Origin of the sequence: Pseudomonas sp. Root562 (genome assembly GCF_001427125.1) — a bacterium.
GTDB lineage: Bacteria > Pseudomonadota > Gammaproteobacteria > Pseudomonadales > Pseudomonadaceae > Aquipseudomonas.
In genome coordinates this window covers 43690-58446 of the sequence record NZ_LMGK01000020.1, presented here as the reverse complement: position 1 = coordinate 58446, position 14757 = coordinate 43690, and the positions used below count along the sequence as shown (strand labels likewise).

14 protein-coding genes are annotated in these 14757 nt (G+C 59.2%); 8 read left to right on the top strand and 6 right to left on the bottom strand.

The window, feature by feature from the left end:
* Positions 1-60: 60 nt before the first annotated feature.
* From ASD60_RS13985 to ASD60_RS13965, 6 genes are all read left to right on the top strand, one after another.
* A complete protein-coding gene (locus ASD60_RS13985) occupies positions 61-729 on the top strand; it encodes an ABC transporter ATP-binding protein (protein WP_056854572.1) in 669 nt (222 codons plus the stop codon).
* 1 nt (position 730) lies between these two features.
* Complete coding sequence (locus tag ASD60_RS13980) at positions 731-3202, top strand: ABC transporter permease (RefSeq protein ID WP_056854571.1); 2472 nt, start codon at positions 731-733, stop codon at positions 3200-3202.
* Complete coding sequence (locus ASD60_RS13975) at positions 3192-4265, top strand: lipocalin-like domain-containing protein (protein ID WP_056854570.1); 1074 nt, start codon at positions 3192-3194, stop codon at positions 4263-4265. Before ASD60_RS13980 ends, ASD60_RS13975 begins: the two co-directional genes overlap by 11 nt.
* A 62-nt stretch (positions 4266-4327) precedes the next feature.
* Complete coding sequence (locus ASD60_RS13970; RefSeq protein ID WP_056854569.1) at positions 4328-4570, top strand: hypothetical protein; 243 nt, start codon at positions 4328-4330, stop codon at positions 4568-4570.
* A gap of 10 nt (positions 4571-4580) precedes the next feature.
* Entirely contained in the window at positions 4581-4751 is a 171-nt protein-coding gene (locus ASD60_RS29170; RefSeq protein WP_177336583.1) for a hypothetical protein, read from the top strand.
* A gap of 99 nt (positions 4752-4850) precedes the next feature.
* The gene (locus ASD60_RS13965) at positions 4851-5432 is read left to right on the top strand and encodes a hypothetical protein (protein ID WP_056854568.1); all 582 of its coding nucleotides are present in this window, start codon (positions 4851-4853) and stop codon (positions 5430-5432) included.
* 331 nt (positions 5433-5763) lie between these two features.
* On the opposite strand, the gene ASD60_RS13960 is transcribed toward ASD60_RS13965, so the two are convergent.
* A complete protein-coding gene (locus ASD60_RS13960; protein ID WP_056854567.1) occupies positions 5764-6279 on the bottom strand; it encodes an Hcp family type VI secretion system effector in 516 nt (171 codons plus the stop codon).
* A gap of 328 nt (positions 6280-6607) precedes the next feature.
* Between ASD60_RS13960 and ASD60_RS13955 the strand changes: the two genes are divergently transcribed.
* Positions 6608-7285 (top strand): type 1 glutamine amidotransferase domain-containing protein, encoded by a 678-nt coding sequence (locus tag ASD60_RS13955; protein ID WP_056854566.1) that lies wholly within the window; start codon positions 6608-6610, stop codon positions 7283-7285.
* Positions 7286-7332: 47 nt separating this feature from the next.
* On the opposite strand, the gene hglS is transcribed toward ASD60_RS13955, so the two are convergent.
* The 3 genes from hglS to ASD60_RS13940 all read right to left on the bottom strand — a co-directional run bounded on the left by hglS (position 7333) and on the right by ASD60_RS13940 (position 11257).
* Positions 7333-8712 (bottom strand): 2-oxoadipate dioxygenase/decarboxylase HglS, encoded by a 1380-nt coding sequence (gene hglS / locus ASD60_RS13950; protein WP_056854565.1) that lies wholly within the window; start codon positions 8710-8712, stop codon positions 7333-7335.
* A 111-nt stretch (positions 8713-8823) separates the two neighbouring features.
* The gene (locus ASD60_RS13945; RefSeq protein WP_056854564.1) at positions 8824-9780 is read right to left on the bottom strand and encodes an alpha/beta fold hydrolase; all 957 of its coding nucleotides are present in this window, start codon (positions 9778-9780) and stop codon (positions 8824-8826) included.
* Between the two features lie 22 nt (positions 9781-9802).
* Positions 9803-11257: a flavin-containing monooxygenase gene (locus tag ASD60_RS13940; protein WP_056854563.1), complete on the bottom strand. Its 1455-nt coding sequence runs from the start codon at positions 11255-11257 to the stop codon at positions 9803-9805.
* A gap of 224 nt (positions 11258-11481) precedes the next feature.
* On the opposite strand from ASD60_RS13940, the gene ASD60_RS13935 reads away from it, so the two are divergent.
* Entirely contained in the window at positions 11482-12555 is a 1074-nt protein-coding gene (locus ASD60_RS13935) for a diguanylate cyclase (RefSeq protein WP_056854562.1), read from the top strand.
* A 41-nt stretch (positions 12556-12596) separates the two neighbouring features.
* Here ASD60_RS13935 and ASD60_RS13930 read toward each other — a convergent pair whose 3' ends face one another.
* Together ASD60_RS13930 and astA are read right to left on the bottom strand one after the other, a co-directional pair.
* A complete protein-coding gene (locus tag ASD60_RS13930) occupies positions 12597-13466 on the bottom strand; it encodes an isocitrate lyase/PEP mutase family protein (RefSeq protein ID WP_056854561.1) in 870 nt (289 codons plus the stop codon).
* Between the two features lie 215 nt (positions 13467-13681).
* On the bottom strand, positions 13682-14716 hold the full coding sequence (gene astA, locus ASD60_RS13925) for an arginine N-succinyltransferase (protein WP_056854560.1): 1035 nt from the start codon (positions 14714-14716) through the stop codon (positions 13682-13684).
* Between the last annotated feature and the right edge of the window lie 41 nt (positions 14717-14757).

Below are 14757 nucleotides of genomic sequence, written 5' to 3'. Positions count from 1 at the left end.
ACGGACAAAAACCATTCAGGCCCGCTATCCTTGGCCCACGCCAATCGAACGGGTTCTCTCATGCTTGAGGTCCAGGGTGTCTTCAAAAGCTACGCCACGCCGCAGGGGCCGTTGCCGGTGCTGCAAGGTGTCGACCTGACGCTCAAGCCCGGCAGCAGTCTGGCGTTGATGGGCGAGTCGGGCAGCGGCAAGAGCACTTTGCTGCACCTGATCGCCGGCCTGGACAAGGTCGACCGCGGCAGTATCCGCAGCGGTGAGCATCGTCTGGAACAGATGAACGAAGGGCAACTGGCGAAGTGGCGGCGCACCGAAATCGGCCTGGTGTTCCAACAGTTCAACCTGATCGGCAGCCTGCGGGTGGAGGACAACCTGGCCTTTCAGGCGCGGCTTGCCGGTCGTCATGATCCACGCTGGCAGGCGCATCTGGTGCAACGTTTGGGGCTGGGCGAGTTGCTCAAACGTTATCCGGAGCAATTGTCTGGCGGTCAGCAGCAGCGTGTTGCACTGGGGCGAGCCTTGGCCTCACGGCCGAAGCTGTTGCTGGCCGACGAACCTACCGGCAGCCTGGATGAAACCACCAGTGCCGAGGTATTGCGGTTATTGCTGGCGTTGCTCGACGACAGCACCACGACGCTGTTGATGGTCACTCACAGTCAGGGCGTGGCGGCGCAGCTGGCAGAAAAAGTGGTGCTGCACGGTGGTCGTCTGCTCGGTGTGGACGGTCGCTGAGATGCGCATCTTCGGCGAAACCCTGCGCGCGCTGCTCAGTCACTGGCGACAGCATCCGGTGCAGTTTTTCAGTGTGCTGACCGGGCTGTGGCTGGCCACCAGTCTGCTGACCGGCGTGCAAGCGTTGAACAGCCAGGCGCGAGAAAGCTACGCCCGCGCCAGCCAGCTGATTGGCGGTGAACCCCAGGCCAGCCTCAGTGCAACCGCTGGCGGGACGTTCCCGCAGCAATGGTTTGTCGACCTGCGTCGCGCCGGTTGGCCGGTGTCGCCGGTACTGCAGGGAAGGCTGACGCTCAAGGACCATGAAGATCAACGGCTGCAACTGATGGGCATCGAACCGGTGTCACTGCCGGGTGGTTCGCCGGTGGCGGGCCAGGCGTTGGCAATCGAACAGGTGGTCGAGTTCTTTACTGCGCCGGGAAGTACCTGGATTGCGCCATCGACCTTGCAGTCATTGGGATTGAAAGAAGGTGACCGACCTTTGAGCGTAAGCGGGACATCGTTGCCGCCCCTGCATGCGCAAACCGATATGGCCCCGGGGGTGTTGCTGGTGGACATCGGGTTTGCCCAACAGATTCTCGGTTTGCCGGAACAGCTGTCGCGGTTGTTACTGCCCAAGGATTTCATTGCGCCACTTCCCGATGCGTTCAAGGGACAACTGCAATTCAAAAGCAGCGCTGAAGAAAACAATCTGGCACGCCTGACCGAAAGCTTTCATCTGAATCTCAATGCGTTGGGGTTTCTGTCGTTCGTGGTCGGACTGTTTATCGTGCATGCAGCCATCGGCCTCGCCCTGGAACAGCGCCGTGGTTTGCTGCGCACGATGCGTGCCTGTGGCGTCAGTGCGCGGATGCTGATCACCTGTCTCGCCGTCGAACTGGGTGGGCTGGCCCTGGTAGGCGGGTTGGCCGGGGTGGTCAGCGGCTATTTACTGGCCGGCGTGTTGCTGCCGGATGTCGCCGCCAGCCTGCGCGGCTTGTACGGCGCGGAAGTGGCGGGGCAGTTGAACCTCAGCCCGCTGTGGTGGCTCGGCGGCATAGGGTTAAGCCTGTTGGGCGCTTTGCTCGCCGGTGCCAACAGTCTGTGGCGGGCGTCGCGTTTGCCATTGCTGGCCCTGGCCGATCCGCAGGCGTGGCATCAGGCGCATGCGCGTTGGTTGCGGCGCCAGGGCTGGGTGGCGGCGATAGCCCTGGCAAGCGCCGGGTTGGCGCTGGTGTTGGGTGACAGTCTGATCAGCGGGTTTTTGTTGATGGCGACACTGTTGATCGGTGCGGCACTGGCGTTGCCCGTGGTGCTCGATGCGCTACTCAATCTGCTGCTGCATCGCGCTCGGTCGGTGCTCGGCCAGTGGTTTCTCGCCGATTGCCGCCAGCAGTTACCGGCCCTGAGCCTGGCGCTGATGGCGCTGCTGTTGGCGCTGGCGGCGAACATCGGGGCCGGCAGCATGACCGCCGGTTTTCGCCAGACGTTCAGCGACTGGCTGGAACAACGGCTGACCGCCGAGCTTTACCTCAATCCACAAAACCCGACCCAGGCCCGGGAGCTGCACGGCTGGCTGATGCAGCAGCCGCAACTCACGGCGGTATTGCCCAACTGGCAAGTGCCGATTCAATTGCAAGGTTGGCCGGCGGATGTGTTCGGGGTGATCGATCACCCGACCTATCGTCAGCACTGGCCACTGCTCGAAGCCTTGGGCGACAAGCCCTGGGAGCAGCTGGCGACGGACGACGCGGTGATGCTCAGCGAACAGCTGGCCCGGCGTTTGAAGGTCGGCTTGGGCGATCATCTGTCGATGGCGACGCCCAATGGCCCGTGGTCGCCGCGCATCATCGGGATCTACGCCGATTACGGAAATCCCAAGGGCCACGTGCTGGTGAACATCAATCATCTGTTGCGTGGTTGGCCGCAATTGACGCCGAACCGTTTCAATCTGCGCATCGAGCCGACGTTGATTGCGCCGTTCGTACAGGCCTTGCAGGCGCGCTTTGACCTTGAAGACAGCCGCATCGTCGACCAGGCGCGGCTCAAGGGATGGTCCACGCAAGTATTCGAGCGAACGTTCGCCGCCACCGCCGCCCTCAACAGCCTGACCCTGTGCGTGGCCGGCGTGGCGTTGTTCATCAGCCTGCTGACCCAGAGTCAGAGCCGCCTCGGGCAACTGGCGCCATTATGGGCGCTGGGGGTGACGCGACAGCAATTGATGCGGCTCAACCTCGGGCAAACCTGGTTGCTGGCAGTGCTGACCCTGGCGCTGGCACTGCCGTTGGGCATTGCGTTGGCCTGGTGTCTCGACACGGTGATCAACGTTCAGGCGTTCGGCTGGCGCTTGCCACTGCGGGTGTTCCCGCTGCAATTGCTGCAGTTGATGGGGCTGGCATTGCTGGCAACGTTGCTGGCGTCGGCATGGCCGCTTTACGCGTTGTACCGCACGCAGCCAGCGGACCTGCTGAGGACTTTTGCCCATGAGGATTAAGTGCGTCGTGTGCCTGTTGGCAGTCTTGTCGAGCGGTTGCGAGCAACCGGCGCCATCGGAAAAAGGCTTTGCGGGGCTGGGCAATCAAGCGAGTGCATTCACCAAGGTGGTGCCCGGTCGAGTGTTCAGCTTCCCGGCGGATCACGGCCCTCATGACGGTTTCCGGATCGAGTGGTGGTACGTCACCGCCAACCTCAAGGACCCGCAGGGTCACGAATTCGGCGCGCAGTGGACATTGTTTCGCAGTGCCTTGAAAGCCACACCCGAGGTCAAGGGCTGGGAGAATCAGACGATCTGGCTCGGGCATGCAGCAGTGACCTCGGCGACGGCACATCATGCAGCCGAACGTTATGCCCGGGGGGGCGTCGGTCAGGCGGGCGTCAGCCTGACGCCGTTCAGCGCGTGGATCGACGACTGGGTGTTCAGCAGCCAGGCCCCTGCTGAAAACCCATTGACCGACCTGCAACTCAGTGCCCGGGACAAAGCCTTCAGTTATCGATTGCGGCTGACGTCGACCCAACCGCTGGTGTTGCAAGGTGACCAGGGGTTTAGCCAAAAATCCGAGCAAGGCCAGGCGTCGTATTACTACAGCCAACCGTTTTTCCAGGCCAGCGGCACGCTTGAGATCGACGGCAAGCCGTATCAAGTCAGCGGCCCCGCGTGGCTCGACCGCGAATGGAGCAGCCAGCCGCTGACGGCCAATCAGACCGGGTGGGACTGGTTTTCCCTGCACCTGGAGAGTGGCGAACAAGTGATGCTCTATCGCATGCGGCACAAGGACGGTGAGCCCTATTTGACTGGAACGTGGATCGATGCCCGAGGCCAGACGCAACTGCTAAGGGCCGGCGACATCCGCCTCGTCCCGCAGGACACCGCTTCGGTGGCAGGGCGCGAGATGCCGGTGCGCTGGTCGATCCGGATTCCCGACAAACACCTCGACATCGTCATCAACGCCCTCAATCCCGGGGCCTGGATGGATTTGCGCATTCCTTACTGGGAAGGCCCGGTGCGCTTGAGCGGCAGCCATAAAGGGCAGGGGTATCTGGAAATGACCGGGTATTGAGCCGGAACTCTCTGATGTTCGCGGGCCTCCTAAATCAAGAAGGCCACAGACCGGAGACTGTCATGCGCGAAGACCTCACCCCACCCGACCTTGACGCATGGCAGCGCCTGTTTGAAGACCAGGCTTACTGGCAACAATCCCCGGACGCGCATTACATGGAATTGCTGCGTCTGGCCGACGATTTGCTGGGTCAGGGCGCGGTTGACCTTCAACAGTGGCAAGACTTGCGAGCCAAAGCGGAGCAGTCCCACAAAGACTCACCGGCCATCAACGTTGCCCGGGAAGTCGAAGACCCCGAGGCATGAGGAATACGCCATGAAACCGACACCGGAATCAGAAAACCCCGACGAGCCCCGTCCACCGGGGGAAACAGAACGCGACAACGATGCCCTGCGTCCAACCGATCCGACGCGGCGCGAGGAAAGTGGCAAGGGCACCCGCAGCGGAGAGTCGACAGCGCAAGAAACCGCGAAGAATGCAGATTAGCGTCGAACTCGCGCAACAGCGTCTATGCTCATTCGCACGCGGCTTTTAACCCGGGTTCAAAGCCGTTTGTCGCCAATGATCACAGGGAATGTTCTGCCTATGAAACTTCACGCACTGACCAAAGCCATCACCCTTGCCACCTTGCTCTCTGCCACCAGCCTGAGTGTCATTGCGGCTGACATCCCGCTGTCTGCCGTCGTGGAAGCAGATCAAATCACCACCAAAGTCGTGTCGGTCGATGCCGCCAATCATCAAGTCGTGCTTGAGGGGCCTGAGGGCAATCAGGTGCATGTGCAATTGACCGAGAAGGCCAAGAACCTCGGCAACCTGAAGGCCGGCGACCAAGTGGACATTGAGGTGACCCGCGCTGTGGCGGCTTACCTCGACACCGATATCGACAAAGGCTTGCCGGGCAGCATCGAGCGAACCGGTGAAGCCCGCGCCGCGCCCGGCAGCGCCAATCCGGGGGGGGAAGCCTACCGTCAGGTACAGGTACAACTGAAGATCACCGACATCGATGTGAAGAACAATCGGGTGACCTTCGAGAACCCCAAAGGCCAGTCCAAGACGATCGATGTCGTAAGACCTGAAATGCAAGCCAAGCTAAAGGATCTGAAGAAAGGCCAGACGGTGAATGTGGTTTACACCGATATACTCAAGGTCACTACACGCAAAAGTTGAGTATCTGCTCTATCGGTTGAATGTTCCTGTACAACTTGTACAGGGATATTCACTGTTTTTAACGAGCTGGTGAGTTCAGTGAGTGATGCAAATTATATTGGAGTCGACATTTGATAAATATGTATCTGTAAATTTCATGTTTATATTCGCGGACAACTTCCAGGCGTTGATTTAATATGCGTCTCGTTCGCCCAGTGTTGCGGCTCTTTACCGGTGCAGGGATGCCGAGGCCATTGCACTGGGCGAACTCTTCTTTGCGTATGGGGCTTCTCCAATACGATCTATAAATTAGACCGGAAAAAAGCGGTTCGATAGTTATTGCACGAGCACATCAGCCTGCCGGCGAGCGCCAGTCATCGGAGCCCGAAGTACCACTTACTTCGTGGGTCCAGGTTATTTTTCGATAGGTAAAGTGCACGTCTTGTAAATGCGTGAAATGCGAATTCGCCGGATCCTGGCAGTTGTGCATGTAATCTTTGATATGGACGATGATCGCATCTTCAAGCTCGGTGGTGTAGTAGTGCTCTTGAGTCCCCTTTATCGATATGCGGTACCATTTGATCAGGACAGATGTCATCACTTCACCCGTCGTCAACGCCTGCAGTAGTAAGGGCGAAGATTTGTCGAAGACCTTCGTGATTATTACCGGTTTGTGAATGCGTAGGCCTGTTGTTTGACCAGATTGCGGATCGCGCGGCATTGTCAGTTCGTGGCTGAAACCTTGAACCATGACCTCATTTTCACGACCTTCCTGAAAGATGTTGCCAACGGAGTCAGCCGTGAAAGCACCGTCAGTGATCAAGCCTTGTGTCACGCCATTCACATACATATACGCGGGTGTAGCCATGGATGCTCTCCTTGCTAGAGTAAAGTGAGGCTCCCGAAAGGCACGTTCGCCTGATGGGGGTCTCACGATTAACAAGGTCCGTGCCATAAGCCGCGAAGCCCCTGAGGCCGCAGGTCGAGTCAATTCAGGGGAACGTTCTTTCGCTAAAACACCTCGATATCTGCGCAGGTTGCTGCGCAATACAGGTCGAATTGTGGCGCACCTTGTCGAATCGCCCGACAGACCGAATGATCCACCTCGCGCCGAGAACCTGCAGCGTGCCAAGCGGGCAGTTTTCGGCGCATCACGGCTATAAGCCACCATTGCAGTCCCGAGACGGAGTGACGACATGAAAATCCTGATGGTTTTAACGTCCCACGATCAATTGGGTAACACCGGCAAGAAAACCGGATTCTGGCTGGAGGAATTCGCGGCACCGTATTACGCCTTCAAGGATGCCGGCGCTCAGTTGACCCTGGCTTCACCCAAAGGCGGGCAACCACCGCTGGACCCGAAAAGTGACGAACCGGATGCACAAACTGAAGCCACCGAGCGTTTTCGCAAGGACACGGCTGCGCAGTCGGCCTTGGCATCCACCGTGCTGCTCAGCTCGGTCAAGGCCAGCGATTACGATGCGATTTTCTATCCCGGAGGCCATGGTCCGCTTTGGGACCTGGCCGAAGACAAGCATTCGATTGCCCTGATCGAATCTTTTTACAACGCCGGCAAACCGGTCGCGACCGTTTGCCATGCCCCGGGTGTTTTACGGCATGCCAAGAGCGCCGACGGCCAGCCCTTGGTCAAAGGCAAGAAGGTGACGGGGTTCACCAACAGTGAGGAGGACGCCGTGCAATTGACCAACGTCGTGCCGTTTCTGGTCGAAGACGAGCTCAAGGCCAAAGGCGGGATTTTTTCCAAGGGCCCGGACTGGGCAAGCTATGTGCTCACGGATGGTCTGTTGCTGACCGGGCAGAATCCGGCGTCGTCACAGGCAACGGCTGAAGCGCTATTGGCGAAACTGAAATAACCCACTCTGCGGGAGCGAGCGTGCTCGCTCCCGCAGTCAGTCCAGTGTCAGTGTACGAACGAGGCAAAACACTGCTCGATCGAGCGCCGCTGGGTCTCGGCATACAACCCCAATTCATCAATGGTCGGGCGCCCCAGGGCTCTCTCGAACGCTTGCTGATTGGAATGCACGCCATAGTGGGTCTGCGCCGCGTCCCCCAGATTTGACTGAAAAATCCCCGCCGCGCTGACCGGCAGGAAATCTTCGTACACCAACGGTTCGACTCGCAGATAACCACCGCTGACCAGATCTTCCAGTGGCAGGGTTTTCAGTTCGGCTGCTGCCAGGCCTTTTTCTGTCACAAAATAGCGAAAGTACGCCAGCTCCTGACGGCGCATGTCTTCGTAGGTGTCGGGAAATTCGCTGAAGTGTTGCGCCATCAGCGTGTTGTAACGCTTGGCATTGGCTTCATTGGGGAAATCCTTGAGTTCATCCCGCGCCGCATTGAGCAGGCGGTCATACAGCGCCCGGCCTTTGGGCGTGAGCGCAGCGCCACGTTGTTCGATCTCACCAAAACGGGCGCTGTGACTGCCGCGTGTTTGGGCTTGGTCGATGAACGCGACCGGTTCGTCGAGTGCCTTGAAACTGGTCTGGCGCAGCAGAATAGGGCACTGACGACGGGGCGGACCTTCGATTACCGCTTTGGGGGTGATGCCATGGGCAGGCATTTGTGCCTGGACGATGTCGATGTCCAGGGTACGCGGAGTCAGGTGATTGATATGCGGCCCCTTGAAAGCCACGACATCGGCGATCAGGCGATGCTGGGCGCTGAGCTTCTGATATTGCTCGGCGGTCACAGTGGCACTGTGGTGCCAGCGGAAGGTTTCCAGCGCCTGCTCGACGAATGTTACCGCCTCTTGTTCGGTGAGACCGCCCTGGGTCTCGGCGCGCTCGATCAACGTGAGCGCAGTCGGGGTGAAGATCGACCGTTTATCCAAAACCGACTGGGCGAAGGCCCGCAACTCAAGATCTTCGATCAGTTCCAGGCGCAATAGCGAGGTGAAAACACGGAACGGGCTGACCTGCAACGCTGCTTCATGCACGGCACGAAATGCCGTGGAGTGCACGGGGACGCCGGCCGGGGTCAAATCGTAATAACCCACGGGTTGCATGCCCATCACCGCGAACAGGCGGGCGAGGGTGGCCAGTTCAGCGGCCGTGCCGACCCGGATCGCACCGTGGCGCTCCAGGTCCAGGCGTTCGATTTCGCCAGTGCTGTTCAACTGCTGCGCCACTTGCGGATCGCTGTCGAGCACGTGACGGTTGGTCTGTTCCACCAATTCCATCAACGCGCCGTACAGCGGCACTTCTTCGCGGTACATGTCGGACATCGCTCTGGAAAAGCGTTGGCGGATCAGGTCAGGGCTGACGAAGCTAGGGTGGTTCATGAACAGAATTCCTGGCGCGGTAACGAGAAGGATGGATCAAAAGATCGCAGCCTTGGGCGTCGCCGACAAACGAAGTTTCTGACGAACTTCATTCTGCAAAGGACTGCATCTTCAGTGCAGTCGTTGATCCTGTGGGCTTTCCGAGCGCAGCGATGCCAAAAACTCCCGATACAGGTGGGCTGAACCGGCCGGTGCCTCGACCATGGGCATATGGCCGACGCCTTCCCAGATTTCTACCCGTAGATCAGCGATGCCTTTGCTCCAGATCGCCACACTGCTGACATCGATCAAACGGTCCTTGCGTCCCCAGAGCAGCAGGGCCGGGGCTTTGATCGAAGGGAGTTTCGGCTCCATCGGCGGGCTGGCGCGGAAGTCGCGAAAAATCTCTTCCAGTTCGTCCCGCGACTGTTCATAGCGATGGGCAAAGGCATCCAGCACCACGCGCGGCACCCATGGTGGATCGGCCATGGTCATGGCATAGAGGTATTTGAATTCTTCGCGGGAGTTGATCAGGAAAGGATTGTGGCCCCGGGCCAGATGCCGCTCCAGATCACTGGGTTCGGGCGCGGTCACGCCCGCCGGATCAATCAGGGCGACCGAAACGATGCGTTCCGGGTAAGTTGCCGCCAGCCATGCCGCCAGATACCCGCCCATCGAGTTGCCAATCACATGAACCTTGTCCACGCCGCACACATCCAGCAATTGGATGATGCGCTTGGCCTGCAACGGGATGTCATAGCCGCCGCCGGCCTTGAAGCCGGTTTCGCCATGACCGGCGATGTCGGGGATGATGACCCGATAATTGCCGACAAAATATCGGGCAAAGCGCAGCCAGATATTTTTATCGGCGCTAAAACCATGCAGCATCAACACATTGCTGGATGCTTCGTAGGGGCCACCTTGCCAGGTCGAGACGGTCATTTCGGCGATGGGCACGACAATCTTGTGCAGCTTGTACAACTTGGCTTCGGCGGCCGTGCTCAATTCATAGATCCAATAGCCGATGGCCGGGTAGCTCAACCAGCTCCAGGCGGCAAAAACCGCGATTGCGACAACCAGTAAAAGCATCAGGCGCCTTCCTTCTGACGAATCAGGACAAAATGTGATCGGCCGGTTTCAAGGTTCGGGTCAAGCGGTGGAAGCTGAAACTGAACCCCGGAAACATGGCAATCACATGACCGCTCTTGCTTTGATACCAACTGTGGCAGCCTCCCGACTTCCACACCGTGCGCTCCATTTCTCTATGGATCATTTCAGTGTAGGTACGTTCTGCTTCCGGGCGAACTTCAATGCTGCGCAAACCTTGTGCTTTTAACGTTTGAATGCAGTCGAGGATGTAGTTCATTTGCGATTCGATGATGAACAGCGCCGAGGTGTGGCCGATGCCCGTGTTCGGGCCGGTGACGATAAACAGGTTGGGAAAGTCCGGCAGGGCAGTGCCGAGGTAGGCTCGGGGGAATTCGCGCCAGACATTTCGCAGTTTCGTGCCGTTCTTGCCGCTGACCGGGTAGGAAATCACCCCGTCGGTGGCGTCATAACCGGTGGACCAGATAATCAGATCGAGATCGATGTGTTGGCCGTCCTGCATGACGATACCGGTTTCGTCGATAGCGGCGATGGCCTGTTCGCGGCTGTGCAGCGTTACGTTGCTGCGGGCCAGCGCCGGGTACAGCGTGCTCGATAGAATCACCCGTTTGCAGCCGATGGTGTAGTCCGGCGTCAGTTTTCGCCGAAGTTCGCCGTCGGGAACCTGGCGCCTGATGAAGCGCAGGGCCTTTTGCTGGACCATGTGCAACGCCGGTTTCGAGTATTTGAAGGCGATCACCCGGGTTTCAAACTGCCAGTAGATCATCCAGCGCAGCAGCTTGTAGGCCGGCCTGATGCCGAGCAACCAACGCTGGAAACGCCCGAATGTGCGGTCAGCCCGAGGCAGCACCCAATGCGGCGTACGCTGGAACACATGCAAGTGCCCGACGTCCGGGGCTATCGCCGGAATCACCTGCGCCGCGCTGGCACCGCTGCCGACAATGGCCACGCGTTTTTGCCGGTAATCGTAGGAATGGTCCCAATTGTTGGTATGAAAGGTTTTGCCCTGGAAGCGTTCCTGCCCCTCGAAATGCGGAATTACCGGTTGGCTCAAGGGACCCGTGGCGTTGATCAGAAATTGTGCGTGAAACGTGCCTTTGGCGGCAGTGTGCACGGCCCAGCGTTTGCCGGCATCGTCCCATTCGACACGCTCGACATCGGCTTGCAATTCCACTCGTTCGCGCAGGCCAAAGTGCTCGATCACATGACCGGTGTAGCGATGAAGTTCGGCCTGTTCGGCAAACATCTGCGTCCAGCGGTAGGGGGCAAAGGACAGTGAATACAGCGGTGAAGGCACATCGACGGCGGCGCCGGGGTAGGTGTTCTGGCACCAGGTGCCACCGAAGAAGTCCCGCCGCTCCAGCACACGGAAGTCGGTAATGCCGGCCTTGAGCAAATTGACGGCGGCGCACTGACCACCAAAGCCGCTGCCGATGATCAGCACTTGAAAGGTCTGCATGGGCCTCCTGTTTGCTCGTGGTTTAGCGAACGCTTCTTTCATGTATAGCCAAACGAAGCGGTATTGCGCGTGATCTTCATCAAGTGGGCGCGAACAGACTCGCACACAGCGCTCGGTTTATGCGCCGCTAGCCGGTGATGGCTATTTGACGTTGCCCTGTTAGACTCCGACAGTACCTGCACCACCGGTGTAATCAGGTTTTGTTCCGTGCGGCAGAGGTCCCAATGGGAAAGATGGGAGGAAAAGGACTTTCACTGGCCAGGAGGCTCTACACATCGCGCATCCTCGGCCTCGGGTTGGGCTTGTTATGCGTGAGTGTGGCGATGTTCCCATTGAACCCGGCGCCTTGGGTATGGGGCCTGATGTTGTTCAATGGGTTGCTCTGGCCGCACCTGGCCTACCATTGGTCGCGTCGGGTTGCGCGTCCCTACCACGCGGAACAGCGTAACCTGTTGGTGGACGCCTTTATGGGTGGGTTCTGGGTTGTCGCCATGCACTTCAATCCTTTGCCTGCCGCCACCACCCTTTCGATGATGGCGATGAATAATGTCGCCATTGGCGGTTTGCGCTTTCTGCTGACGGGGACCGCCGCGCAGGTACTCGGGATGGGCGTCGGCTGGCTGTTTTTCAGCCCCGTCGTGGTTCCCGAAACCAGCCAGATCCAGCTCTACGCCTGTTTGCCGCTGATGTGTCTTTATCCGCTGGCGCTGGGCTGGATCTGCTATCGCCAGGCTTATACCCTCGGGCGGCAAAAACGCGAGTTACTGGCCCTGAGCCGCACCGACAGCCTGACCGGATTGCTCAACCACGGCGCCTGGAAGGACCAGCTGGAAGTGGAATTCCAGCGCTGCCAGCGGCAACGCCAGGGCGGGGCGATTGCCCTGATCGACATCGACCATTTCAAAATCATCAACGACACCTACGGTCACGTCGCCGGAGACATCGTGTTGCGGCAACTGAGCAAGATGCTCAAACACAACCTGCGGGCCACGGATGTCGCCGGGCGTTATGGCGGCGATGAATTTTGCGTGATCCTGCCGGACCTGCCCCTGAGCAGTGCCGCTGCTGTCATGGAGGGCTTGCGTGATCGCTTCGCCACCCTGGGTTATGAACAGAATCCGACGTTGAAGGTCAGCCTGAGTATTGGTCTTGCGGCGTTCAATGCAGGCCACACCGACGCGACCCTGTGGCTCAATGATGCGGATCAGGCGCTGTATGAAGCCAAGAGCACGGGGCGTAATCGGGTGATCTGTTGCCGTGACGACAGGCCACGGCATGAGCTGCTCGGCTCGGTTTGATCCCCTGATCCCACTGTCGCCGCCTGACTACCGCCTGCCCATCACTCCTTGACGCTCATGAATTCCTCCGCATAGCGGATGTACTCTTCAGGCTGAGTGTAGGTGTGAGTCAGTTCGGTAGCGCTCAGGTCAGAGGCCTGGGTGAAGATCTGGCGTTGCTCGCGCAGGCTGTCGTAGGTCGCCTTGATGGCGGCGAAGTAGGCGCCGTGGCCGTCGATTACCACGCGCACGCCAAGTTCGGCCAGACGTTTGTCGTCACGCAGCAGCGGGTTGCCGTAGGTCACCAGCATCAACGGGACGCTCAGGTGTTCGGCGATTTGCTCCAGATGATCGAAATCCTTTACCCCTACCATGCAAATACCATCGGCACCGGCGCGCTGGTATTGCTTGGTGCGGCTGATGATTTCCTGCACCGGCAGGATCCCTGCGTTGGTGCGGGCAATGATTGCCATTTCCGAATCGCAGCGGGCTTCCAGTGCCGCGCGGATCTTGCCGACGCCCTCGGCGACGGTAATCAGGTCGGTGGATTTACGGCCGAATTGGGCGGGCAGCAGGGTGTCTTCGATGGTCAGGGCCGCGATGCCGGCACGTTCCAGTTCGACAATGGTACGCATCACATTCAATGCATTGCCGTAGCCATGGTCGGCGTCGGCGATGACCGGTAACTGGGCGACACGCCCGATACGGGTGGCCTGCTCGGCGAACTCACTGAGGGTGATCAAGGCAAAGTCGGGGGCGCCCAGCACTTGTAACGATGCAACCGAACCTCCCAGGATGCCTACCTCAAACCCCAGGTCGGCGGCGATGCGCGCCGACATCGGATCGAAGACCGATGCGGTGTGATAGCAGGTTTTGGACGCGAACAGCTGGCGAAAATTGTGGCGCAAATCTTGATGAGACAGCCTGGACATATGAGTTCCACCAATGGAAATGGAAGGGCTTGAGCAAAAGTGTCAACGCCGAAGTTGTAAAAGGCTATCACGCTGGCGAGTCGAGAATGATGACGAATTTGCCGTGATTGCTGCCTTTTGGTGTGTGCCATCGTCTGTTTCAAGGCAAACGCGGGTATGTCTGGGGGATGTCGGCTTGGGGTGAGCGACCAACGGCACGCCAGGCAATTGAGATGTTACGCCGCCACTGCCTGCTGCTGTTGTTTGAGCAAGGGGACGGCTCGAACAGAATCGCCGGGTCGCAATTGCAGGCGTTTGGCGGTGAGACGATCAACCACCAGACTGTGCCCTGATTGTCGAGCCCGGGCAGCAGTGATGCGACAGTTTTCCAGTCGGCGGTTGTGGATCAGCCACAGCGGCGCCTGCTCGTCCGGAGTGCCAATGGCCAAATCAAGCAATTGACTGTCGCGCACGGTGCGAATGCCGGAGGTCGGGGCTTCGATGACCGGGCCGGCGTCGAAAATGTCGATATAACCTTTGTGGTCAAAACCCTCGTCGCTGAGGATTTTCAGTGCCGCTTCGCTGTTGGCGTGAGGTTTGCCGATCACGGCTTGAGCCTGTTCTGTGAGCAGACAGGTATAAATGGGTTGGCGTGGCATCAGTTCGGCGATGAACGATTTGTTGCCCAACCCGGACAGGTGATCGGCGTGGCTGAAATCCATCTGGAAAAAGTGGCGGCCCACGCTGTCCCAGAAGGGCGAACAGCCCTGTTCGTCGGCACTGCCGCGCAGCTCGGCGATGAGTTTGTCGCCAAACAGGCTCGGGAACTCCGCGACAAACAACAGGCGACTCAGGGATAGAAGTCGACCGTGGCTGCCCAGGCGCTGGTCGGGGCGCAGGAACAACGTGCGGAGTTCCGATTGCCCGGTCATTTCATTGCTCAGGAACAAGGTCGGAATGTGTCGCTGGATCCCCAGGTCCGGGGATGAGCTGACCGTCAGACCGACCCGATAGTTGTACCAGGGTTCGCGCAGGCCAACGGCTCCCGCCACGGCACTCACGCCCACCACTTGCTGATCGTCGTCTTCGAGTACGAACAGGTAATCCGCATCGGCACGTTCGACCTGCTCGGCGAACGTTCTTTTTGCCCATCGCAATCGGTAGTTCAGTCGTTCTTCGTCGGCCGGCAAAGTCGTCATCCCTCGACCCGCAAGCCGAACCAACGCGAGCAGGGCAGGCAGGTCGGTCACCTGGGCCGGTCGAACAATCATGATGCCGCTCCTGCTTCGGGTTTGTACGGGGATCGTTGTCG

Excerpts from the sequence above, each read along its gene's own strand:
- ASD60_RS13955 (WP_056854566.1), top strand. The coding sequence starts at position 6,608 with ATGAAAATCCTGATGGTTTTAACGTCCCACGATCAATTGGGTAACACC.
- ASD60_RS13985 (WP_056854572.1), top strand. The coding sequence starts at position 61 with ATGCTTGAGGTCCAGGGTGTCTTCAAAAGCTACGCCACGCCGCAGGGG.
- ASD60_RS13975 (WP_056854570.1), top strand. The coding sequence starts at position 3,192 with ATGAGGATTAAGTGCGTCGTGTGCCTGTTGGCAGTCTTGTCGAGCGGT.
- ASD60_RS13940 (WP_056854563.1), bottom strand. The coding sequence starts at position 11,257 with ATGCAGACCTTTCAAGTGCTGATCATCGGCAGCGGCTTTGGTGGTCAG.
- ASD60_RS13945 (WP_056854564.1), bottom strand. The coding sequence starts at position 9,780 with ATGCTTTTACTGGTTGTCGCAATCGCGGTTTTTGCCGCCTGGAGCTGG.
- ASD60_RS13965 (WP_056854568.1), top strand. The coding sequence starts at position 4,851 with ATGAAACTTCACGCACTGACCAAAGCCATCACCCTTGCCACCTTGCTC.
- ASD60_RS13935 (WP_056854562.1), top strand. The coding sequence starts at position 11,482 with ATGGGAAAGATGGGAGGAAAAGGACTTTCACTGGCCAGGAGGCTCTAC.
- ASD60_RS13970 (WP_056854569.1), top strand. The coding sequence starts at position 4,328 with ATGCGCGAAGACCTCACCCCACCCGACCTTGACGCATGGCAGCGCCTG.
- ASD60_RS29170 (WP_177336583.1), top strand. The coding sequence starts at position 4,581 with ATGAAACCGACACCGGAATCAGAAAACCCCGACGAGCCCCGTCCACCG.
- ASD60_RS13960 (WP_056854567.1), bottom strand. The coding sequence starts at position 6,279 with ATGGCTACACCCGCGTATATGTATGTGAATGGCGTGACACAAGGCTTG.
- ASD60_RS13980 (WP_056854571.1), top strand. The coding sequence starts at position 731 with ATGCGCATCTTCGGCGAAACCCTGCGCGCGCTGCTCAGTCACTGGCGA.
- hglS (WP_056854565.1), bottom strand. The coding sequence starts at position 8,712 with ATGAACCACCCTAGCTTCGTCAGCCCTGACCTGATCCGCCAACGCTTT.
- astA (WP_056854560.1), bottom strand. The coding sequence starts at position 14,716 with ATGATTGTTCGACCGGCCCAGGTGACCGACCTGCCTGCCCTGCTCGCG.
- ASD60_RS13930 (WP_056854561.1), bottom strand. The coding sequence starts at position 13,466 with ATGTCCAGGCTGTCTCATCAAGATTTGCGCCACAATTTTCGCCAGCTG.